The sequence below is a fragment of the Bradyrhizobium sp. AUGA SZCCT0176 genome, assembly GCF_018130145.1.
Classification (GTDB): domain Bacteria; phylum Pseudomonadota; class Alphaproteobacteria; order Rhizobiales; family Xanthobacteraceae; genus Bradyrhizobium.
In genome coordinates this window covers 1-19,482 of the sequence record NZ_JAFCMB010000033.1, presented here as the reverse complement: position 1 = coordinate 19,482, position 19,482 = coordinate 1, and the positions used below count along the sequence as shown (strand labels likewise).

The 19,482-nt window shown below is 62.6% G+C and carries 24 protein-coding genes; 14 read left to right on the top strand and 10 right to left on the bottom strand.

All coding sequences use genetic code 11. The features are described 5' to 3' along the window. Positions 1-142 precede the first annotated feature (142 nt). A complete protein-coding gene (locus JQ600_RS35000; protein WP_312011155.1) occupies positions 143-1,096 on the bottom strand; it encodes a helix-turn-helix domain-containing protein in 954 nt (317 codons plus the stop codon). A 232-nt stretch (positions 1,097-1,328) separates the two neighbouring features. Between JQ600_RS35000 and JQ600_RS34995 the strand changes: the two genes are divergently transcribed. Further along, positions 1,329-1,961 carry a GNAT family N-acetyltransferase gene (locus JQ600_RS34995; RefSeq protein WP_212392025.1) on the top strand — a complete coding sequence of 211 codons (633 nt, stop codon included), beginning with the start codon at positions 1,329-1,331 and terminating at the stop codon, positions 1,959-1,961. A gap of 194 nt (positions 1,962-2,155) precedes the next feature. Here JQ600_RS34995 and JQ600_RS34990 read toward each other — a convergent pair whose 3' ends face one another. From JQ600_RS34990 to JQ600_RS34980, 3 genes are all read right to left on the bottom strand, one after another. Further along, positions 2,156-2,458: a hypothetical protein gene (locus JQ600_RS34990; protein ID WP_212392024.1), complete on the bottom strand. Its 303-nt coding sequence runs from the start codon at positions 2,456-2,458 to the stop codon at positions 2,156-2,158. 86 nt (positions 2,459-2,544) lie between these two features. Then, on the bottom strand, positions 2,545-2,844 hold the full coding sequence (locus tag JQ600_RS34985) for a putative quinol monooxygenase (RefSeq protein WP_212262243.1): 300 nt from the start codon (positions 2,842-2,844) through the stop codon (positions 2,545-2,547). 33 nt (positions 2,845-2,877) lie between these two features. After that, entirely contained in the window at positions 2,878-3,552 is a 675-nt protein-coding gene (locus tag JQ600_RS34980) for a DUF2161 domain-containing phosphodiesterase (RefSeq protein ID WP_212262240.1), read from the bottom strand. A 123-nt stretch (positions 3,553-3,675) separates the two neighbouring features. Here JQ600_RS34980 and JQ600_RS34975 point away from each other — a divergent pair, with 123 nt between their 5' ends. Together JQ600_RS34975 and JQ600_RS34970 are read left to right on the top strand one after the other, a co-directional pair. Then, on the top strand, positions 3,676-4,020 hold the full coding sequence (locus tag JQ600_RS34975) for a GrlR family regulatory protein (protein ID WP_212262237.1): 345 nt from the start codon (positions 3,676-3,678) through the stop codon (positions 4,018-4,020). 70 nt (positions 4,021-4,090) lie between these two features. Continuing rightward, a complete protein-coding gene (locus JQ600_RS34970; protein ID WP_212392023.1) occupies positions 4,091-4,792 on the top strand; it encodes a hypothetical protein in 702 nt (233 codons plus the stop codon). A 4-nt stretch (positions 4,793-4,796) separates the two neighbouring features. Here JQ600_RS34970 and fabG read toward each other — a convergent pair whose 3' ends face one another. Beyond that, the gene (fabG, locus tag JQ600_RS34965) at positions 4,797-5,477 is read right to left on the bottom strand and encodes a 3-oxoacyl-ACP reductase FabG (RefSeq protein WP_212262232.1); all 681 of its coding nucleotides are present in this window, start codon (positions 5,475-5,477) and stop codon (positions 4,797-4,799) included. Positions 5,478-5,602: 125 nt separating this feature from the next. Here fabG and JQ600_RS34960 point away from each other — a divergent pair, with 125 nt between their 5' ends. Both JQ600_RS34960 and JQ600_RS34955 read left to right on the top strand, forming a co-directional pair. Next, positions 5,603-6,286, top strand: a complete 684-nt coding sequence (locus JQ600_RS34960) for an SGNH/GDSL hydrolase family protein (RefSeq protein ID WP_212392022.1) — start codon at positions 5,603-5,605, stop codon at positions 6,284-6,286. A gap of 103 nt (positions 6,287-6,389) precedes the next feature. Further along, positions 6,390-6,593: a hypothetical protein gene (locus JQ600_RS34955; protein WP_192733344.1), complete on the top strand. Its 204-nt coding sequence runs from the start codon at positions 6,390-6,392 to the stop codon at positions 6,591-6,593. Positions 6,594-6,668: 75 nt separating this feature from the next. Here the strand turns inward: JQ600_RS34955 and JQ600_RS34950 are convergent, their stop codons facing one another. Continuing rightward, positions 6,669-7,415, bottom strand: coding sequence for a tyrosine-protein phosphatase (locus tag JQ600_RS34950; RefSeq protein ID WP_212262226.1), 747 nt, complete (start codon positions 7,413-7,415; stop codon positions 6,669-6,671). Positions 7,416-7,536: 121 nt separating this feature from the next. Between JQ600_RS34950 and JQ600_RS34945 the strand changes: the two genes are divergently transcribed. Then, positions 7,537-7,863 (top strand): MliC family protein, encoded by a 327-nt coding sequence (locus JQ600_RS34945; protein WP_212392021.1) that lies wholly within the window; start codon positions 7,537-7,539, stop codon positions 7,861-7,863. A gap of 110 nt (positions 7,864-7,973) precedes the next feature. Here JQ600_RS34945 and JQ600_RS34940 read toward each other — a convergent pair whose 3' ends face one another. After that, positions 7,974-8,171, bottom strand: a complete 198-nt coding sequence (locus JQ600_RS34940; protein ID WP_212262220.1) for a DUF2735 domain-containing protein — start codon at positions 8,169-8,171, stop codon at positions 7,974-7,976. Positions 8,172-8,728: 557 nt separating this feature from the next. On the opposite strand from JQ600_RS34940, the gene JQ600_RS34935 reads away from it, so the two are divergent. From JQ600_RS34935 to JQ600_RS34920, 4 genes are all read left to right on the top strand, one after another. Beyond that, entirely contained in the window at positions 8,729-9,766 is a 1,038-nt protein-coding gene (locus tag JQ600_RS34935; RefSeq protein ID WP_212392020.1) for a glutamine synthetase beta-grasp domain-containing protein, read from the top strand. Positions 9,767-9,960: 194 nt separating this feature from the next. After that, on the top strand, positions 9,961-10,668 hold the full coding sequence (locus JQ600_RS34930; protein WP_212262214.1) for a GrlR family regulatory protein: 708 nt from the start codon (positions 9,961-9,963) through the stop codon (positions 10,666-10,668). Positions 10,669-10,672: 4 nt separating this feature from the next. Continuing rightward, a complete protein-coding gene (locus tag JQ600_RS34925) occupies positions 10,673-11,359 on the top strand; it encodes a substrate-binding domain-containing protein (protein ID WP_212392019.1) in 687 nt (228 codons plus the stop codon). A gap of 48 nt (positions 11,360-11,407) precedes the next feature. Then, on the top strand, positions 11,408-11,566 hold the full coding sequence (locus JQ600_RS34920; protein WP_409363351.1) for a hypothetical protein: 159 nt from the start codon (positions 11,408-11,410) through the stop codon (positions 11,564-11,566). 28 nt (positions 11,567-11,594) lie between these two features. On the opposite strand, the gene JQ600_RS34915 is transcribed toward JQ600_RS34920, so the two are convergent. Further along, positions 11,595-12,047, bottom strand: a complete 453-nt coding sequence (locus JQ600_RS34915) for a hypothetical protein (protein WP_212392018.1) — start codon at positions 12,045-12,047, stop codon at positions 11,595-11,597. A gap of 186 nt (positions 12,048-12,233) precedes the next feature. On the opposite strand from JQ600_RS34915, the gene JQ600_RS34910 reads away from it, so the two are divergent. The 4 genes from JQ600_RS34910 to JQ600_RS34895 all read left to right on the top strand — a co-directional run bounded on the left by JQ600_RS34910 (position 12,234) and on the right by JQ600_RS34895 (position 16,132). Then, positions 12,234-12,938, top strand: a complete 705-nt coding sequence (locus JQ600_RS34910; RefSeq protein WP_212392017.1) for a hypothetical protein — start codon at positions 12,234-12,236, stop codon at positions 12,936-12,938. 139 nt (positions 12,939-13,077) lie between these two features. Beyond that, complete coding sequence (locus JQ600_RS34905; protein WP_212392016.1) at positions 13,078-14,700, top strand: ABC-F family ATP-binding cassette domain-containing protein; 1,623 nt, start codon at positions 13,078-13,080, stop codon at positions 14,698-14,700. Positions 14,701-14,788: 88 nt separating this feature from the next. Further along, a complete protein-coding gene (locus JQ600_RS34900; RefSeq protein ID WP_212467312.1) occupies positions 14,789-15,664 on the top strand; it encodes an MBL fold metallo-hydrolase in 876 nt (291 codons plus the stop codon). An 84-nt stretch (positions 15,665-15,748) separates the two neighbouring features. Then, the gene (locus JQ600_RS34895; protein ID WP_212392014.1) at positions 15,749-16,132 is read left to right on the top strand and encodes a cupin; all 384 of its coding nucleotides are present in this window, start codon (positions 15,749-15,751) and stop codon (positions 16,130-16,132) included. Here JQ600_RS34895 and JQ600_RS34890 read toward each other — a convergent pair. Beyond that, the gene (locus JQ600_RS34890) at positions 16,129-16,776 is read right to left on the bottom strand and encodes a DapH/DapD/GlmU-related protein (protein ID WP_212392013.1); all 648 of its coding nucleotides are present in this window, start codon (positions 16,774-16,776) and stop codon (positions 16,129-16,131) included. The genes JQ600_RS34895 and JQ600_RS34890 overlap by 4 nt on opposite strands. Before the next feature lie 122 nt (positions 16,777-16,898). Then, positions 16,899-18,980 (bottom strand): methyl-accepting chemotaxis protein, encoded by a 2,082-nt coding sequence (locus tag JQ600_RS34885; protein WP_212490338.1) that lies wholly within the window; start codon positions 18,978-18,980, stop codon positions 16,899-16,901. Between the last annotated feature and the right edge of the window lie 502 nt (positions 18,981-19,482).

Below are 19,482 nucleotides of genomic sequence, written 5' to 3'. Positions count from 1 at the left end.
GCCGCCCCTGGCTGCGGCGCTTGTCCGTGGCAGAACGAAAACTTGTTTTAACTTGCAATTGTCAGCCGTGACGGCGGAGAACCCGGCGCGTCCGCAGGCGGGCGTTGTGCCGCCGCGGGAGGCCAGAGCGATCGAGGAGAATTTATTGCGTCGGGTGGTCTCGCCATTCGCGCGGCGAGGCACCGTACCTCTGCTTGAAGATCCGGCTGAAATGGGCGAGGTCGTTGAAGCCCCACGCGAATGCGATGTCGCTGATGTGCCGGGCCGCATGCGCCGGGTCCGACAGATCGCGCTTGCATCGCTCCAGGCGCTGCATCTGGACGTAGCTGCGGAACGAGTGCTGCTCGTCGGCCATCAGGTCGCTGGCATAGCGCGGCGAGATTCCGGTGGCCGCGGCAACCTGCGAGATCGACAGGTCGGGATCGCTCAGGTGCGTCAGGATGTAATTCTTGAGCCGATAAAGCAGCGCAGAGCGGTGAAACGACTGATCCGACGAACGCGCATGCATCCGATCGGCGAAGGCCATGGCAATGAGATCCAGTCCCTGATCCAAGAGGCGGGATGCTGTGGCGGGATCGACGTGGTCGACGACCTTGCTGGTGCTAACCAGAAACTCGTAGGCCAGGCCTTCCAGGGGCCGACTGCTGCAGAAGGTGGTCGCGGTCAGCGCGTCGAAGGCGCCGATGCGTTGCTGCAGAAGTTTTCGCGGCATCTGCAGGATCGTTTGTGAAAAACTGTCATCGAAGCGCAGCTCGTAGGGGCGGGTGGTGTCGTAAATGACGAACTGTCCCGCGCAGACGACGGCATCGCGGCCGTCCTGATACACGCCGTTGACGCCGCGGTTGCCCAGCGCCAGCAGCACGTAATCCTCGCTGGCGCGTGCGATCCGGGATGGCGTGCGGAACACCCGCTGGGCGCAGGAATCGACGCGGGTAAACGTCGCGCGGCCGACCGCGGATTGCGAAACCGCGCCCCAAAACCCCTCCCGCATATCGGAGTGGCAATCGAGACCGACAAAGGTATCGCAGACGATGTCCTGCCAGACCGCAAGGCGTCGATCTGGAACTGAAGAACTCGTGTCGAGCACGACAGCCACGATGGGACCTCCGGGAACCGGGATAAGTGTGGGCCAAAGCCCGGCTCAAATCCAGTGTGTGAAAATAGCTTGCCGAGCGCCGCGACTGGCGTCGATTTGGTTACCGAATTGTTAAGCAGAGAATGGCTTTTTATTAGGCATTTGAAGGGGTTGAACTTCATGTTGCGATGCACAATATAGGTGGTCTAGGGATTCGACGCCTCCTCGAGGGCCACCACGAGGAGTTATGACTATGAACTACCAGACTACCGTTCCGAGCCGCGCCAAGAGTACGGTCAAGGGCACCGTTCGGATTCTAAGCCAGCAAGAGGAATTGCCGCTTCTGCGCGATCACCTTTTGCGGCTCGACCGCACCAGCCGCCATGATCGCTTTCATGGCTTCATGGACGACAGTTTCATCGAACGCTACGCCGAAAAATGCGCCAACGACGGCACGGTGATCATTGGCTATTTCGAGGATGGCGTGGTGCGCGGTGCCGCCGAATTGCATCCGCCGGAGCAATCGCCTGACGCACTGCCGGAGATCGCCTTCAGCGTGGAGAGTTCGGTACGGCGCAAGGGCGTCGGCAGCATCCTGTTCAGGAAGCTGATCGCGGAGGCGCGGGCCAAAGCATATAAAAGCCTGCGGATCACCACCGGCGCGCAGAATGAAGCGATGCGGGCGCTCGCCAACAAGTTTGGCGCACACCTGACGTTCCGCTACGGCGAATCCACCGGCAGCATCGATCTGGCCAAGCAGAACCTGCCGGAAGGGGCGCCGTCCGCAATGGCGACGACGCTCGAGGCCGCACGGGCGATTACGAACTTCAATCGCGCTTATTGGGCCATGATGCTGAGAATGTCTGGCTGGGGCCGGACGGCCTGACCGGAAGGCCCATCGACAGAGCCCCGTTCCGCTTGCATCGGAACGGGGCTCTGTATTTTTTGATTTGACGCGTTTTCTTGACGCGAACCGGTGCCCACTTCGCTTGAAAAACGCTTTAGCGGCAATTCGCGGATCTCCTGGATCACGCGAATTGCCCGGGGGGCCTTTAACACCATGATCTTCAGGAATGGACTTCAGGTACCGGTGCGCTTGTCGTTACCGAAGCGCCTGATCACCTTGCGTTCGACCACAACCGAGCGCTGGGCGCCTTGCTCGCCCGTGATGACGCGGGTGGCGGATCGCGCAACGGCGCGGCCGGTCTTCTTCACCTCAGCCAGCACTTCTTCGTACGGCAGCCCCATCAGCGCTGCGGCGATTTCCGCCTGCTGCTGCTGATCGTCGGTAATGCCGACGGCGGCGAAGATCGCTTCTTCCAGCGTCGGCGGATCGCGTCGCACGCGCCGGGTGCCGTATTTCGTGTTCCAGTCTTCGCTCATCGGGGCCTCGCATCTGATGCGGAGATACCTAAGTGCCCTTATGTTGCATTGCAATATGAATTTGGCGTGGCATTACAGCCATGCACCTACAATTTCTCCAGTCTGGTAGCGTCGTACAGTTCGATGGACGTGGCGGCCGCGGCCAGCGACTGCAGCGACTTGACGAAATCGCGCGAAGCGGGGACCGCGAAATGGTTAAGCAGCGCCGCGCGGTCGGCCCATTGCTCGAAAAACACCAGCCGCAGCGGGTTTTCGCAATCGACATGCACGGCGTGCGAGATGCACCCGGGTTCGCTGCGCGAACGATGGACGTGCTCGAGGCTCAGGCGGCGGACCTCGTCGAAACTGTCCTGGCGTGCCGTCACACTGCCGGTAACCACGATCATGTTGTCCTCCCGGTTTCACCGTCCTTGTCGGGACTATTCGGCGGCGGTCAGATCCAGCGGTTGTTGAGGCCAGCGTTTCAGCGCGGCGTGTCCGGCATCGGTCAGGACGTAAATGCCGCGCTCGGCGCGATCGAACCAGCCATAGACATTGTGCAGTAGAATCTTGCCGGCGTCCGGCATCTCGATCCGCAAATCCTTCACGCGCCGCGGGCCACCCGAAAGTGCCGCTGCACAGGCCAGCGCCTGCTGGCGGTAGGCCGTCATGATCGGCGCGCGCGTGCTGCCGCCCATCGCCGGATCGCCCTTGCGTCGCTCATGCTCCCTGATCAGCCGCGAGCGTTTCTTGGGATTGCGGCGAGGGGCTGTCGTGGCGGGTTTGACGATCACCTCGACGTCGCCGGTGTTGGTGACCGCGAGCATGCCAAAGCCGAGCCGCCGACAGAGGTTGCGATAGCGGGCGTCACTTTCGCGGCCCTTGCCGCGTGCCGACAATTTGGCCGCGAGCCACACCTCGTCACAGGCGCCGGCGCGATCGACCGCCTGCAGGATCAGTTCGAGATTGAATGTGAGCTTCAATTCCCCGATCACCACGACCGGCGGATCGTCGCCGCTCAGCGCCACCAGGTCACAGCCGCCGATCTCGCCCTTGACCGTGAAGCCGAGCTTTTCAAGGAAGCGTTTGACGGGCAGATAAAGCGCGGTTTCCAACGACAGGCTCCGGCGGCAAAAGCGGCCGCGACTCAGTGTCACGAGTTTAGCCCGGATTTGGCCAAATCGCGCGTAAGTGGCTATCTTGGCCGGCGGGACAGGCAAACGGGCGCGATCCAATCCATGATCAGGAACGGCCTCTATCACATTACCGTGGAAATGCTGGACAGCGTCCACGGCGGCAACCAGGGCGTCATGGTCGTGCGTGATGGCCAGTTGCGGGGTGGCGACTCGTTCTTCTATGCCTACGGCACCTACACGGCAGCGAACGGCAAGTGGAAAGGCGAACTGACCAACCAGGAGCATTCGCCGACCTATGGCGAGCGGCCGGTCTGGGAACGCAAGATCGTCACCATCGGATTTACCGGAACCTATACAGACGACACCGCCGAGAGCGACGGTATCGCGCTCGCCGGCAAGCAGAGCATCCGCTTCAAGTCGATGCTGCGGATATTGATCCCGGACTGAACGCGCACGGCGACATCTCCACCGTCTGGATTCAGAAAAACAACAAGGACCGGCTGCAGCCGGAGCGGTCATGCTCAAGGGACTTTACAAGGTCGAGATTCACACCACGCATGGTGGCTCCGGCCGCGGCGTGATGGTGGCGCGCGACGGGCGTTTGTTCGGCGGCAATGCCGCCTTTGCGTTCGCCGGCCGCTACCTCGAATCCGGTCACGATATCGCGGTCGACATCACGACGGTCCAGCGCAACGACAATCTGGGTTTCAAGCGGGTATCGGGTGCCGATAACATCACGCTGCGGGGAACGCGCAGAGGGGGTGACCGATACATATTTGAGGATGGCACCGCGCTGCTCGCGGGCGGGCCATGCACGGCTGACGTAACCGCCATCAGCGAGGAGGCGGCGCCGCCGGCGGGCGCGAACGCGCCGGACGGCGTCCGGAACGGACTCTATTCGCTCAACATCCGCATGCTCGACGGCATCGACTCCGGCAATACCGGCCTGATGGTGCTGCATGACGGCACCATTCGCGGCGGCGACGCCCATTTCGACTATGTCGGCGCCTACAGCAGCGCGCAGGGGCGGTGGAAGGGCGAATTGATCAACCACACGCATACGCCGACGATGGGCCAACGTCCGCTGTTCGGCGACCGTGAGGTCGGCATCGGCTTTTCCGGCACCTACGACGAGGATGGCGCGGAAGGCGAAGCCACCGCCCTGGCCGGCAAGCGCAGCATCCGCTTCAAGGCGGTGCTGCGCTGGCTTGCAGATTGAGGACTTAAACCCGCCCGCTTACCGGCAGCAGCGCGCCGGTGACGGCGGAGGCGGCGTCGCTGGCGAGGAACAGGATCACGTCGGCCAGCTCTGTTGGTCTTACCCATTTGCTGAAATCGGCTTTCGGCATGCTGGCGCGATTGGCCGCGGTGTCGATGATCGACGGCAGCACGGCGTTCACCGTGATCCTGCCCTTGTATTCGGCGGCGAGCGCTTCGGTCAGGCGATGCACGCCGGCCTTGGACGCGGCATAGGCGCCCATGCCGGCGCTCGCCTGCAGCGCGCCAAGCGCGCCGACATTGACGATCCGTCCGGCACCGGACGCGGTCAGATACGGGATCGCCGCACGCGAGGCGTTGAGCGCGGTCGTGACGTTGAGCGCGTACATGCGCTGCCACGTCTTCGGATCGCCCTCGATGACCGTCTCGAACGCAAAACCGCCGGCGATGTTGATCAGCGCGTCGAGCTTGCCGAAGTGCGACACCGCGGCATCGATGGCCTTCTTCGCCGCCGCCGCATCGGTCAGGTCGACGCCGCCGAGTTCGAACTGGTTTGACGTCGCCGGCACCTGCGTCGGCGCGTGGTCCACGCTTGCGACCCTGGCACCGGCCGCCAGCGCCTGGTCAACGACGACGCTGCCGAGCGCGCCGAGGGCGCCGGTCACGACAATGACTTTTCCATCCATAATGGGCCTCCGCGGGCCGATAAAAGGGAGCACACACTAGCGCCGGCAGTTTTTCATTTGCAATGCGGCGAATTTCGCATCCAAATGCGGGTGTCGAACAAAATATTCCCGTTGAGGGTGATGAAATGAACGACGTGTCACGTACCGGCGATCCGGACGTCGCCAACTTCAAATACAAACTGCCGTATCTGACGGCGGCGCTCCAGCGTCCGGAAAAGGTCAAGATCGTGGCGATCGGCTCGTCATCGACGGCGGGCGTTGCGCCGGTCGCACCTTATCCGCCTCGTCTGGAAATGCTGTTGCGGCAGAAACTTGCGCGGCGCACGATCGATGTGGTCAACCGCGGTATCAGCGGCGAAGAGGCGCCGAAAGAGTTAGAGCGGTTTCGATCCGACGTGTTCGATGAGGCGCCCGCTCTGGTAATCTGGCAGGTGGGTACCAACGCAATCTTTCATGACATGGATCGCAGGGAGGTCGCCAGAGCCATCGAGAGCGGGTTAAGACAACTCGCCGACTTGTCGGCGGATGTGATCCTGATGGACCTGCAATACACCAGGGCGATGACCGACAAGCTCAAGGCATCGGAAGAAATGGTGGCGTTCATCGCCGCAGCCGCTGAGATCGCGAAGGTCAACGTCTTTCAACGCTTCGCCCTGATGCGACGCTGGGTCGATGACAAGATCCCGATCAGTGCCCTGGAAGACGGTGCCGACAATCATCTTCACATTAGCGAGTGGGCGACCGGTTGCTTGGCAGAAGCCCTGAGCGATGCGATCGAGCGGGCCGTGAAGGCGGCGGGTACTACGTAAGAATACGGATCAAGGCCGATAGCTAAAATTTGCCTGAGTTGCGCAAGTCGATTGCAGGTTCCGTTCCCTACAAGGGGAGTCCAATCCTGGCAGGGGCATCACGATGGGATCTCTACCCGATCACGGTTTACCGCTTGTTCAGCTTAAGGAGCAGCGGCGGGACTTGGTGGTCGCGCTGCAAAACCGCAACGGTCCGATCAAGGACTGGGAGCTGATGCAGATTGCGGCGATCCAGCAGGCGATCCAGGCGTTCGAGGACGTCATCGCCGATCTCGATGCTGAAATGGAAATGGAAGCCGCGGCCTGAGCGATCGCGAGACACGCTCGCGCCCGAAAGTCGGCCGCGCGGATCGCTTCGATGCGGCGGGTGAACCCGATTAGATCAGGATTGCAGATAGCGCGCCGCGAGCGCCGCGCGCTCCTTTTCGCCAAGACCGATGCCGTCGCGGAGATAAGCTTCGAGACTGCCATAGTCGGCGTCAATGGCTTCGAACGCAGCGCTGAGGAACGCGGGCTGCACCGAACCCAGCACCTGCTTGACGTGATCAGGCAGGTCGCTGCTGGCAGCGGGATCCCTGCGGTAGAACTGGTTCGTCAACAGATAATCTTCCGCAATCACCTCGTCGGGAACGCCGAGCGTATGCAGGATCAGCGCACAGGCGAAGCCGGTGCGATCCTTGCCGGCGGTGCAATGGATTACCAGTGGCGCGCGGTCCTCCAGCAGATGCGCAAACAGCGCCCGGAAGCGCGGCGTGTTCTGTTGCACATAGCTGCGGTAGGAATCGCGCATCACCTCGACGGCGTGGTCAGTCGACAGCGCCGTACCGCTGGCGGCGATGGCACGAAGTGCGGCGACCACCGTTGGCTCGACCGGCAGCGAATGCACGGTGATATCGGCCAGGCCGCACACCGCCTCGGCGCGCTCCGTCGTGCCTCGAAAATCGAACGCGCGCTTGACGCCAAGCGAGCGCAAGACCGCAGCGTCATCATCGGTGAGATGGCCGAGGTGGTTGGACCGGAACATCTGCCGCCAGCGTACCGTGCGGCCGTCCCGGGTGAGATAACCGCCGAGGTCGCGGAAATTGCTGGCGCCAGCAAGATTGAGATGACGGGCAGGGGAATCTGACATCGGGGCTGCCTTGCGGAATTCTTGGTAGAATTCTTGGGAGATGCAATTCTTGTGTGGCGATCGAGCCGGGGTGTGTCGCGTCTTGCCCTCTGGTCTATACTCGGGCCGTCAGGAGGAGAATATGAATAATCGCAAGATCGCTGGTTTCGCGGCGGCGTTGCTTCTGGGAACGATGTTTTTGGGAGCGGGCGGCTCGACGGCCGCGTTGGCACAGGCGACCTTCAAAAACTATCGTTGCGCCGACGGCACGCAATTCATCGCCGGGTTTTTTCGGTACGATTCACGCGCCCATCTGCAGCTCGATGGCAAGGCGGTGACGCTGAAAAAGGCTGTGGCGTTGTCGGGGGCGCGCTATTCGGGCCGCGGGATTACTCTGAAAGTCACAAAGGCCGGGCTCACCACGCTCAAGCACGCCAAACGGCCGGTAACGGCATGCGAAGTGACGTAAAAACAGGGTTTGCATGAAAAAGGGCCGAAACGATTTCGTTCCGACCCTTTTCTACTTCACCGACCGCGCCTGAACTCTTTGACGCGGATTTGCCGAACATTGGGCTGGCATCAGTGGTCACGCCCAGGCTTGGTTTCCTCGATGGCCGCTGCGTGGTACCAGCTGCCGCTGCAGTCCGCGACATCGACCGTCGGCGCGGCAAAGTCGGGCTTGGTCTCGCCAAAGCGACGTCCCGCCAAGGCCGACCGGCCCCCGGCTGGGAATTGATAGATCTTGGCAGATCCCTCATTCACACCTGTATTGATCATCCTGGTCTCTCCTGGATCGAGCGAACCACCATGGTGCGCCCGACTCGTTCTCCGTTAGTTACCGAGACTGCGATATCGTTCGCGCCCTCCCGGAATGCAAATTGCTCAAAAAAAGTCAGCTGCTGTGCATTTTGTAGGCATTTCCTGTTTTGCTTCGTGTGAGGCAATGGGCAGGTGACTAACGCTTGAGCCGGGGAGATGGTTGCCGGCCGCGACCGAACCTCCCGCCGAATGGCGCAAGAGGCTGCTGCAGCTTTAATCGGGCCGGGAGTTGCGGGCCGAAACTGCCGTAGAATCGGGCGTCAGACGGGCGCGAAAGCGCCTTTTGGCCGCCCGCCGCGCATGTCAGGCGCGCTTCTATGTCGCATCAAAAAATGCACGCACGAGGGTGGACATCCCAAAGCCGTCCGGTGCCGCGCTGCAGCGATTGGCACTTTAATTGCTTGGTAAGAAGCGGCCTGACGTGGCCGGGTACACGTGTGCGGGGACTGCAGGGCTTCTAACCTCCAAAGTCCGAGGCTTCCGCACCTAGCAGCATTAAACTCAAGAGAGGCTCAATGACCAAGTACAAGCTCGAGTATATCTGGCTCGACGGGTATACGCCGACACCGAATCTGCGCGGCAAAACACAGATCAAGGAATTCGCTTCGTTCCCGACGCTCGATCAGCTCCCGCTGTGGGGCTTCGATGGCTCATCGACCATGCAGGCCGAAGGCAGAAGCTCGGATTGCGTGCTCAAGCCGGTTGCGGTTTATCCCGACGGCGCGCGCAAGGACGGCGTCCTGGTGATGTGCGAAGTCATGATGCCGGATGGCGTCACCCCGCACGCGACCAACCGGCGCGCCACCATTCTTGACGACGAAGGCGCGTGGTTCGGCTTCGAGCAGGAATACTTCATGTACAAGGACGGCCGGCCGCTCGGGTTCCCGACCTCGGGTTATCCTGCGCCGCAGGGCCCGTATTACACCGGCGTCGGTTACAGCAATGTCGGTTCGGTCGCGCGTGAGATCGTCGAGAAGCATCTCGAGCTCTGTCTTGCCGCCGGCATCAACCACGAGGGCATCAACGCCGAAGTGGCGAAAGGCCAGTGGGAATTCCAGATCTTCGGCAAGGGCTCCAAAAAGGCCGCCGACGAAATGTGGATGGCTCGCTACCTGTTGCAGCGCCTGACTGAAACTTACGGCATCGACATTGAGTATCACTGCAAGCCGCTCGGCGACACCGACTGGAACGGCTCGGGCATGCACGCCAACTTCTCGACCAAACTTATGCGCGAGACCGGCGGCAAGGCCTATTTCGAGGCGCTGATGGCGGCCTTTGAGAAGAACCTCATGGACCACATTGCCGTCTACGGGCCGGATAACGACAAGCGTCTGACCGGCAAGCACGAGACCGCTCCCTGGAACAAGTTCAGCTACGGCGTGGCTGACCGCGGCGCCTCGATCCGCGTGCCGCACTCGTTCATGAAGAACGACTACAAGGGCTATCTCGAAGACCGCCGCCCGAACTCGCAAGGCGACCCCTACGCCATCGCTTCGCAGATCCTGAAGACGATCGCCGAAGTTCCGACGGCTGCCAAGTCGGCCGCGGCCTAAACCACGCCGCAGACCCGGACGGGGGCGTCCGGATTACAACCCTGACCCGCCAAAGCGTGCCCGCTTTGGCGGGTCATTGCATTGCGATGACGTTGCCTCAAATGAATCGATTCAAGCCCTTTGCCCGATTCAAGCCGTTCCCCTGCGTTATGAACCGCGCTAGATAGCGGATGCGCTTGCCGGGGACACGGCCATTGCTCGAGGGTTTCTACAAGATCCGGTTTCAGCTCAACGACGCGGTCGGCCGCAGCGTGATGTATGTGCGCGCCGGCAAGATGCTCGGCGGCAATTCCGCCTTTGCGCATATCGGCACCTACCGGGAAGAAGCCGATGGCGAGCTTGCCATCGAGATCAAGACCGTTCGCCATAATCCCGACCCGAATTACCGCGCGATGGCCGGCACCGACGACGCCACCCTGCTGGCGCGGGGCAAGCCGGATGGCAATCTTTACCGGTTTGAAGGCGGCCTCAAGGAATTGCCGGGTGCGAAATTCAGCTCAGTCATGACGCCGATCGGGGAGGAGGAGATCCCGATCGCCGGAGGCGTCGGCCAGGATGGTATCGTCAATGGCCTCTATTCCATTCACATCCGCATGCTCGACGGCGTCGACGGCGGCCTGACTGGCGTGATGCTGCTCAATGAGGGCCGTATCCTCGGCGGCGACGCGTCGTTCTACTACATCGGCAGCTACACCTCGGAGAAGGGCCGCTGGAAGGGCCAGATCCTCAATCAGGAGCACACGCCGGCAAGGGGCGAGAACCCGGTGTTCGGCGGCCATGAGGTCGGCATTGGCTTTGCCGGCACCTGCGACGACCAGGGCGCGCTGCTGGAGGCCACCGCGCTTGCGGGCAAGCGTAGCCTCCGCCTGACGGCCGTGCTCAAGCTGATGCATCGGGCGTAACGCCATGGACAATGCCGTGCGCGTGCTCTCGACACTGGCCCTGAAGGGCGCGGTTCACAATCTGGCTGGGCATTATGAGGCAGCCGGCGGTGTGCGCATCGATGCCGACTTCGCGCCGACATTGGCGCTGCTGGATCGCCTGCGCGGCGGCGAGGGCGCCGACGTCGTTATCCTGACCCGCGAGGGGCTCGACGACATGGCCCGCGAGGGGCGCGTGGTGGCGGATAGCTGCGTGGATCTCGCGCGGTCCTATGTCGGCCTAGCGGTGAAAGCGGGCTTTGCCCATCCCGACATCGCAACCGAGCCCGCGCTGCGCGCGGCGCTGCTTGCCGCCCGTTCGGTGGCCTATTCGCGGATCGGCGCCAGCGGCATTTTGTTCGCGCAGTTGATCGAGCGCTTGGGTATTGCATCCGAGATCAATGCGAGAGCGTGCATCATCCCGTCGGGTTTCACGGCCGAGCGGCTGGTCACCGGAGAGGCCGATCTGGCCGTGCAGCAGATTAGCGAGTTGAAGCAGGTCGGGGGTATCGAGGTTATTGGCCCGATTCCTCGCGAGCTGCAAACGCCCGCGGTGTTTTCCGCCGGCCGCGTGGCGGCCTCTGGCAAGGCTGCTCAAGCGGACCGGCTGTTGCGGTTTCTCGCCTCGCGCGAGGTTGCGCCGGTGCTGCGCGAGAGCGGGCTTGAGCCTTGAATTTGCGAGCCTTGAATTTGCCTGCCGGTCGACGCAACCTGTCGCCCCATGAGGACGCTGTTTCACGGGGTCGCGGTTGCGATGGGTGTGTTGGTGTTGCCCGTTCCGGCGCGCGCGCAATCGGCCGATCTCGTGCTCTGCGACCGCGTCGCCGCCGATCCGTCCGATCTCGACAAGCCGGCCGACGTGACCAATCTGTGCTTTTGAGGTGAGGGGCGCGTCGTTCAGGCCGCCATCACTTCATGTAATAGCTGATGTAGTATCGCGCCCGCTGATAGGTCAGTTCCAGATATCCGGGATAATCTCTTGCCGCCAGTTCGACCGCGCGCTTGTAGCGTGCGCCGAACTCGCCCTTGATCTTGTCGAAGTAACCAAAACAGGCATCGTCGAATCTCACCGCGGCAATGATGGCCTGCTTCACTTCCGCTTCATCCATACCGGGATGGGTGAGTTGCAAGCGGTCGAAGGTCAGACCGTCTTCGGGATGATCGTGCTCGAATTTGACCTCGATGGAATTTTCTCCCGACGGCCGCGACCGGAACACGTCACGCACGTTCGGCGGCATCGCGCGCCACGCGAGCAAGTCGAGCTTGGAGCACTCCCGCCACAGCAAATAGGCTGCGTCCTTCAACGGCAGCTCGCTGGCCTCGGCGATGGTTCGGGCAATGGTCTCTTCATCTTCGGTCATCGGTATCACCCGCAATGGAAATCGCCCATTGGTCGGCTGCCGTGGCCAGCCGGTTCACGTCGCCGGCACCGGTTGCGTGAGGTATGACACGGAACGTCCAAAACCTGCGCTGAAACGACCGCTGGTACTGCTTCCCCGCTGGTGCTATGCCGCCGCGAGATGGTTCAATAAAGCTGGAAATCTTCCTTGCTGGACGGGCTTTACAAGGCTGAGTACGGCGTGAACGACGCGTTCGGTCGCAGCATCATGTGCATGCATGAGGGCAAGCTGCTGGGCGGCAATTCCGCTTTCGCGCATCTGGGGACCTATCAGGAGAGCGGCGAGGAGATCCTCGCCGAGCTCATCACCCAGCGTCACAATCATGATCCCCATTACAAGCCGCTGATGGACACCGACGTCGCCTCAGCCAGCGTGATTGGCCGGGTCAACGGCAACATGCTGCGCTTCGAGGGCAGCGCCGCGCAGCGGCCGGGTGCGCTGTTCTGGGCCAATCTGACCCGGCTCGACGACGAGGCCTTGCCGCCTGTCGGTGAAGTCGGGCCAGGGGGCATCGTGAACGGGCTCTATTCCATTCACATCCGCGCGCTCGACGGCGTCGATGCCGGCCTGTCCGGCGTTATGCTGCTGATGAATGGCCGCATCCTCGGCGGCGACGCGTTCTTCTATTACCTCGGCTCCTACAACTCGGCCGATGGCCGCTGGAAAGGCGAGATCCTCAACCAGGAGCACACGCCGGCGAAGGGCGAAAATCTGGTGTTTGGCGGCCATGAGGTCGGCATCGGCTTTGCTGGCACCTGCGCCGACGAGGGCGCGGAACTGGAAGCCATCGCGCTGGCGGGAAAGCGCAGCCTGCGGCTGGTCGCCACCTTGAAGCTGATGCGGGCCGCATAATCTTTTTATTTGACGCGTTTTCTTGACGCGAACCGGTGCCCGCTTCGCTCGAAAACGCTATGCCTAGCCCCCGGAATAGGCTTTCCCCTGCGCCCCACATGGAATAAGAGCGGCCAACAATTTTCATGTTTGGGCAACAATGATCCGTCTCGATAACGTCAGTAAGCAAGTCGGCCACCAGATCCTCTTCATCGAAGCTTCGGCAGCCCTGCAAAAGGGCGAGAAGATCGGCCTTGTCGGCCCGAACGGGGCTGGAAAGACCACGCTTTTCCGGATGATCTCAGGCCAGGAACTGCCCGACGAGGGGCAGGTGTCGCTCGATCGCGGCATTACCATCGGCTATTTCAGCCAGGATGTCGGCGAGATGGCAGGCCGCAGCGCGGTTGCCGAGGTGATGGACGGCGCCGGCCCCGTCAGCGTCGTGGCGGCCGAACTCAGGGCGCTCGAGGCCGCGATGGCCGATCCGGACCAGGCGGATGAGATGGAAGACATCATCGCCCGCTATGGCGAGGTCCAGCACCGCTTTGAGGAACTCGACGGCTATGCGCTGGACGGCCGGGCACGCGAGGCGCTTTCGGGCCTCGGGTTCAGCCAGGAAATGATGGATGGCGACGTTGGCGCGCTGTCGGGCGGCTGGAAGATGCGCGTGGCGCTGGCGCGCATCCTGCTGATGCGGCCGGACGTGATGCTGCTGGACGAACCGAGCAACCATCTTGATCTGGAAAGCCTGATCTGGCTGGAGCAGTTTTTGCGAGGCTATGAAGGCGCGCTGCTGATGACCTCGCATGACCGCGAGTTCATCAACCGCATCATCAACAAGGTGGTCGAGATCGACGGCGGCACGCTGACGACCTTTTCCGGCAACTACGAATTCTACGAACAGCAGCGTGCGCTGAACGAGAAGCAGCAGCAGGCGCAGTTCGAGCGCCAGCAGGCGATGCTGGCCAAGGAGATCAAGTTCATCGAGCGCTTCAAGGCGCGTGCCTCGCACGCGGCCCAGGTGCAGAGCCGCGTGAAGAAGCTCGACAAGATCGAGCGCGTCGAGCCGCCGAAGCGGCGCCAGACGGTCGCGTTCGACTTCCTGCCGGCGCCGCGTTCCGGCGAGGACGTCGTCAGCCTGAAGAACGTCCACAAGGGTTACGGCAGCCGCAGCATCTATGAAGGGCTCGACTTCATGATCCGCCGCCGCGAGCGTTGGTGCGTGATGGGCATCAACGGCGCCGGCAAGTCGACGTTGCTGAAACTGGTGGCGGGCTCGACCGAGCCTGATGACGGCGCCGTCGTGGTCGGCGGCAGCGTCAAGATGGGCTATTTCGCCCAGCACGCGATGGATTTGCTCGACGGCGAACGCACCGTCTTCCAGTGGCTGGAAGATTGCTTCCCGCAGGCAGGCCAGGGCTCATTGCGCGCGCTGGCCGGCTGCTTCGGATTTTCCGGCGACGATGTCGAAAAAAAATGCCGGGTGCTGTCGGGCGGCGAGAAGGCGCGTCTGGTGATGGCGCAGATGCTGTTCGACCCGCCGAATTTTCTGGTGCTGGACGAGCCGACCAACCATCTGGATCTCGCGACCAAGGAGATGCTGATCAACGCGCTCTCCGAATTCGAGGGCACCATGCTGTTCGTCTCGCATGATCGTCATTTCCTGGCGGCGCTTTCCAACCGCGTGCTGGAATTGACGCCCGAGGGCATCCACCAGTTCGGCGGCGGCTATACGGAATACGTCGCGCGCACCGGCCACGAGGCGCCGGGCCTGCGGAGCTGATGCGCGGGACGCACATGGGGCACGCGCCGCGGGCTGCTTGAGCCATCATGATCTGCCCGATACGCTTCTTGCAAAATCGGGGGAAACGATGCGGCAGATCAGGATCGGCGACATCACTATCGACGCGGTGATCGAGCGCGAGGGGCCGTGGCGGCGGCCGCAGGATTTCTTCCCGGCCTATGACGACGCGGTCTTCAAGCAGCATCTGCCAAAGATGGAGCCGGAATTCTTCGACGCGGCGTCCGGCAAGATGTTCATCACCTACCAGACGTTTGTGGTCCGCACGCCGCGCCATACCATCCTGGTCGACACCTGCACCGGCGAGGACAAGGGGCATCCGCCGCCGTTCGATTTCCCCGGCAAGGCGCGCTGGCGCAACGAGCTGTTCGCGCTCGGCGTCGGCTTCGAGCAGGTCGATTACGTGTTCTGCACCCATCTGCACATTGACCATACCGGCTGGAACACCATGCTGCGCGACGGGCGCTGGGTGCCGACTTTCCCGAATGCGAAGTACATATTCCACAAAAAGGAATACGCGGTGTGGGAAGCCGAATACGCCAGGGGAGCCGAGCCGCCCGGCAAGGTGTTTCGCGACAATTGCCTGCCGATCGTGGAGGCCGGGCAGGCGCTGCTGGTCGACGACGACTACGCACTCGACGATACCGTCACGCTGACACCGACGCCCGGGCATTCGCCCTGCCATTGCTGCGTCAACATCTTCTCGAAAGGTCAGCACGCCGTGGTGGCCGGCGACTTGATGCATCATGCGATCCAGTGCCGCGAGCCCGACTGGTCGCCGGGTGTCGACTGGGACCCAAAACAGTCGGCGGTGTCGCGCCGCACGTTCTTTGCCTCCGTTGCCGGCACCGATACGCTGATCCTGCCGGTTCATTTCCCGAATCCGACGGTCGGCCTGATCACGGCCGATGGCGATCGCTTCGATTATCGTTTCAAACGGGATTAGCGCTATTGACTGATCGCTCACCGAATGGCGACTTCGTGCGCTATGTCGGGTTCGACGACTAGACCAGCAACACAGGACAGCATCATGGATCAGCGCGACCCAAGGACCGGTAAGGAGCACCGAGAGTTCTTCAACATAGATCTTTCCTCGGGTTGGGAAACGATCGCACCGGGTATCGAAGCGAAGACGCTAGCTGGATCGCTCGATGAAGCTGCCGGCAAGGGGCATCTCAATCGCCTCGCTCGCTGGGCGCCGAATGCCGAGATCGACGCTGTGCGCGTGCACGAGTTTTACGAGGAGGTCGTGGTTGTCCAAGGAACGCTCCTTGTGGCCTCGCAGGAGCCGCCACATCATTTCGAGGCGTTCCACGCTCCGGCTTTCGCCTGCCGCCCTCCGCATGCCAAACACGGCCCCTTCAAGGCAGGTCCGGAAGGCTGTTTGCTGCTTGAAACATCGTTTTTCTACTAGGCGGTACCCGCAGATTGAGCCCACCGCGCGCAGAACGCCTCGACGTCGCCGGATTGAAATTCCGGCAGGCGATGAAAGATGGTTTCCGCCGGCCAATTCCACCACGCAATCCGCGAGAGCTGCACGGCGATTTCGCGGTTGAAGCGCTCCCTGATCTGCTTTGCCGGAACACCGCCGACAATCGTGTAGGGTGCCACATCGCGGGTGACGACGGCGCCCGCGGCCAGCACGGCGCCATCGCCCACCGTTACGCCCGGCATCACAATGACGGCGTGACCGATCCAGACATCGTTCCCGATCACGACACGGTCGGCGCGGCGCTGTCGGAAGAAGCCGTGGTCGCGCTGCGCATCCGCCGTGTAATATTCGGCGCAATAGGTGAAGCGATGCTGTGACGGGCGGTCGAGCGGATGGTTCGGCGCCCCGATCCGCACCTGCGCCGCGATCGCACAAAACTTTCCGATCTGTGCGTCGGCGACCATGCAGCCCGGGCCGAGATAAGAGTAATCGCCGAGTTCGGTGTATTCGATGGCGGTATCGCCGAGAATTTCGCAGCAAACGCCGATGCTTACTTCGCGTAATTTGACGGATGATTCAACGACGGTTTCGGCGAGTTTTGGGCGCGGCGGTGCCGGTTGGTGCATAGCGACTTGCTCGTCCTCAATCAGGCGGCCCAGTGCCGCTGATGTCGTCTACCACAGCTGGCAGACGACCGCGCGCAAAGGTTCGAACTGGCAAGCATGCGCTGGCTGCAGCGATCCCGTCGTCAGGCGGCGCGAACCTCGCTGAGGAAGCGGTTGACCTGGCCGGCGAGGTCCTTGGACTGCGACGACAATTGCTCGGCAGCGCCCAGCACCTGGGTGGCGGCTGAACCGGTCTCGTCGGCCGCCCGTTGCACGCCCGAGATGTTGGCGTTGACTTCCTGGGTGCCGCGCGCGGCTTCCTGGACGCTGCGGGAAATCTCCTGCGTGGCCGAACCCTGTTCCTCGATGGCGGACGCAATCGCAATGCCGATCTGGTCGATCTCGGCGATGACATTGGCGACGTTCTGGATGGCCGTCACCGTCTCGTCGCTCGCGGCCTGAATGGCGGCGATCTGTTCGGAGATCTCGGTGGTCGCCTTCGCGGTCTGGCCGGCCAGCGATTTGACCTCGGAAGCGACGACCGCAAAGCCGCGTCCGGCATCGCCGGCGCGCGCGGCCTCGATGGTGGCGTTGAGGGCGAGCAGGTTGGTTTGGGCCGCGATGCTCTGGATCAGCGTCACGACGTCGCCGATCTTCTGCGCGCCCTCAGCCAGCGAACGGGCGGTGTCGCCGGTGCGGCGCGCGTTGTCGACGGCACGGGCCGCGATCTCGGTGGACTGTGCGACCTGGCGGCCGATCTCCGAAATCGAGGAGGTGAGTTCTTCCGTGGCGCTCGCAACGGTCTGGACGTTGCTCGAGGTCTGCTCGGAGGCGGCCGCCACAATACCGGCCTGACGGTTGGTGGCTTCCGCGGTCGAGGACATCGACTGCGCGGTGTCCTCCATCACCGATGACGCCGCGGACAGCCCGCCGACGAGTTCGGTCACCTTGGCTTCAAACCCGCGGGTGAGTTCGTCGAGCACCTGGACGCGCCGCATCTTGACGTCGTTCTCGGCGGCCTTTTCCGCCGACAGGCGTTCGGCCTCGATCATGTTGTCCTTGAAGACGCGCACGGCAGCCGCCATCGCGCCGATCTCGTCGCCGCGCTCGGCGCCCGAGATTTCGTCGGAAACGTTGCCGCTGGCAAGACGCGTCATGGTGGCGGTAAGCTGGACGATCGGCTTGCAGACGCGGCGATAGACCATCAGGATCAGGCCGGCGCTGGCGCCGACAACGGCGATCAGGCCTGCGAGCGCGATGATGAAGCTGAGGCGCGCCGAGGAGTAGGCGGCGCCCAGGACCTCCTCGGCATTGTCGTAGAACGCGTCGCGCAGCGTGATGACCGCGCCGAGGCCCTTTTGCGATTCCGCGAAGAACACGTCGACGTCGTGCTCGTATTTGCCGCTGATCGCGCCGTCCTTGACGAGCTTCAGCTCCTTGCCGAACCGATCGACATAGGCCTCGTTCATCTTGCCGAGGGCGGCTGCCACATTGGCTGGCGTTGCGGGATTGCCGCGCAAATCCTGCAGCGACATCAGGATCTGGTCGGCGCGGCCTTGCGCGCGGCTCAGTTCCATTTTCTCGGCGTCGGTCGCGACGCGGTTGGCGCCGACCAGGTTCTTGTGCAGGCTGGCGTTGTAGCCGCCGACATCGCGCAGCGCCCAGGTGATGTTGGCGTAGGTCGCCTGGCGGTAAGCGTCGCCGTCGAGCAGCGCCATGCGGCGGACCTGTTCTTCGAGCAACGTGGTGATGGCGGCGTTGAAGGCTGCGTTATCGGCGACGATCTTTCTGGCGGCGTCCTTGCGGGCATCGGCGGGGCCGGCGATCGCCTTGTCGATGGATTCGCGCAAGGCATTGAACTTCGCGTTCAGCGCATCGATGCCGCTGCCGACCAACGCGCCATCGTCGAGCGAGCCGGGCAGCGCCTTGCGGATTGCGTTCATCTTCGCCAGCGCGCCGTTGGTATCCTTGCGGTACTTGTCGAGGTCGGTGAGCATCTTCGGCTCCACCACCGCCGGCCCATACAGGATGTTGGTGGAGAAGCCGCGTTCGGGGTTCATGTAGCGCGGGATGTCGCCGACGGCCCGCACCACTTCAAGCCGGCTCTGGGCGACGGACACCTTGTCCATGGTCTGGTATTTCGTGACAGCCACATAGACGGCGAGGCCACCGCCCACGGCGGAAAGCGAGACGATAGCGGCGGTCAGGAGGGTACCGATTTTCATGGGATTTGGGCCATTCACGATGGTATGGTGGCCTCCATCCTAAGTGGTGCGCCTTAATCTTGGGTTACGGTGCGGGCAGTTGGCCGATCCACCAGCCGTCGTGGCCGATCCGCAGCGCGAACTACCTGACGCCTGCAACCAGCGCGTTTAAGAGCAGCGGTTCCGGCATCGCGCGGCGGGAAAACACACTTGCGCATTCCCGCGGCTCATTTCGCCCGGGTTGTTCAAATCTCGCCGCCCCCCAGAAAAATTAGAGGGCGCAGGGAATGCCGGATGCGCGCTGCACCCGCGGTCTCGTGTGCGATTGTGCAACAAGATGGTGCACACGAGCATACAGGGCAGCGGAGAGCATCCGACATTCCCTGCGCAATGGCTTTACGGCTTATGGCGCGCTCTCCCCGGTGAGACGGTCTCTATTGCCACCGTCGTCCCTCGGAAGCGTTAGCTCCCGAAAGACTTGACGCCGTTACGGGCGCCAGGACCACACGCTTTCGCCGTACGC

Excerpts from the sequence above, each read along its gene's own strand:
- JQ600_RS34905 (WP_212392016.1), top strand. The coding sequence starts at position 13,078 with ATGATCCGTCTCGATAACGTCAGTAAGCAAGTCGGCCACCAGATCCTC.
- JQ600_RS34900 (WP_212467312.1), top strand. The coding sequence starts at position 14,789 with ATGCGGCAGATCAGGATCGGCGACATCACTATCGACGCGGTGATCGAG.
- JQ600_RS34935 (WP_212392020.1), top strand. The coding sequence starts at position 8,729 with ATGACCAAGTACAAGCTCGAGTATATCTGGCTCGACGGGTATACGCCG.
- JQ600_RS34950 (WP_212262226.1), bottom strand. The coding sequence starts at position 7,415 with ATGTCAGATTCCCCTGCCCGTCATCTCAATCTTGCTGGCGCCAGCAAT.
- JQ600_RS34895 (WP_212392014.1), top strand. The coding sequence starts at position 15,749 with ATGGATCAGCGCGACCCAAGGACCGGTAAGGAGCACCGAGAGTTCTTC.
- JQ600_RS34885 (WP_212490338.1), bottom strand. The coding sequence starts at position 18,980 with ATGAAAATCGGTACCCTCCTGACCGCCGCTATCGTCTCGCTTTCCGCC.
- JQ600_RS34945 (WP_212392021.1), top strand. The coding sequence starts at position 7,537 with ATGAATAATCGCAAGATCGCTGGTTTCGCGGCGGCGTTGCTTCTGGGA.
- JQ600_RS34925 (WP_212392019.1), top strand. The coding sequence starts at position 10,673 with ATGGACAATGCCGTGCGCGTGCTCTCGACACTGGCCCTGAAGGGCGCG.
- JQ600_RS34975 (WP_212262237.1), top strand. The coding sequence starts at position 3,676 with ATGATCAGGAACGGCCTCTATCACATTACCGTGGAAATGCTGGACAGC.
- JQ600_RS34890 (WP_212392013.1), bottom strand. The coding sequence starts at position 16,776 with ATGCACCAACCGGCACCGCCGCGCCCAAAACTCGCCGAAACCGTCGTT.
- JQ600_RS34990 (WP_212392024.1), bottom strand. The coding sequence starts at position 2,458 with ATGAGCGAAGACTGGAACACGAAATACGGCACCCGGCGCGTGCGACGC.
- JQ600_RS34920 (WP_409363351.1), top strand. The coding sequence starts at position 11,408 with ATGAGGACGCTGTTTCACGGGGTCGCGGTTGCGATGGGTGTGTTGGTG.
- JQ600_RS34985 (WP_212262243.1), bottom strand. The coding sequence starts at position 2,844 with ATGATCGTGGTTACCGGCAGTGTGACGGCACGCCAGGACAGTTTCGAC.
- JQ600_RS34940 (WP_212262220.1), bottom strand. The coding sequence starts at position 8,171 with ATGATCAATACAGGTGTGAATGAGGGATCTGCCAAGATCTATCAATTC.
- JQ600_RS34955 (WP_192733344.1), top strand. The coding sequence starts at position 6,390 with ATGGGATCTCTACCCGATCACGGTTTACCGCTTGTTCAGCTTAAGGAG.
- fabG (WP_212262232.1), bottom strand. The coding sequence starts at position 5,477 with ATGGATGGAAAAGTCATTGTCGTGACCGGCGCCCTCGGCGCGCTCGGC.
- JQ600_RS34995 (WP_212392025.1), top strand. The coding sequence starts at position 1,329 with ATGAACTACCAGACTACCGTTCCGAGCCGCGCCAAGAGTACGGTCAAG.
- JQ600_RS34960 (WP_212392022.1), top strand. The coding sequence starts at position 5,603 with ATGAACGACGTGTCACGTACCGGCGATCCGGACGTCGCCAACTTCAAA.
- JQ600_RS34970 (WP_212392023.1), top strand. The coding sequence starts at position 4,091 with ATGCTCAAGGGACTTTACAAGGTCGAGATTCACACCACGCATGGTGGC.
- JQ600_RS34915 (WP_212392018.1), bottom strand. The coding sequence starts at position 12,047 with ATGACCGAAGATGAAGAGACCATTGCCCGAACCATCGCCGAGGCCAGC.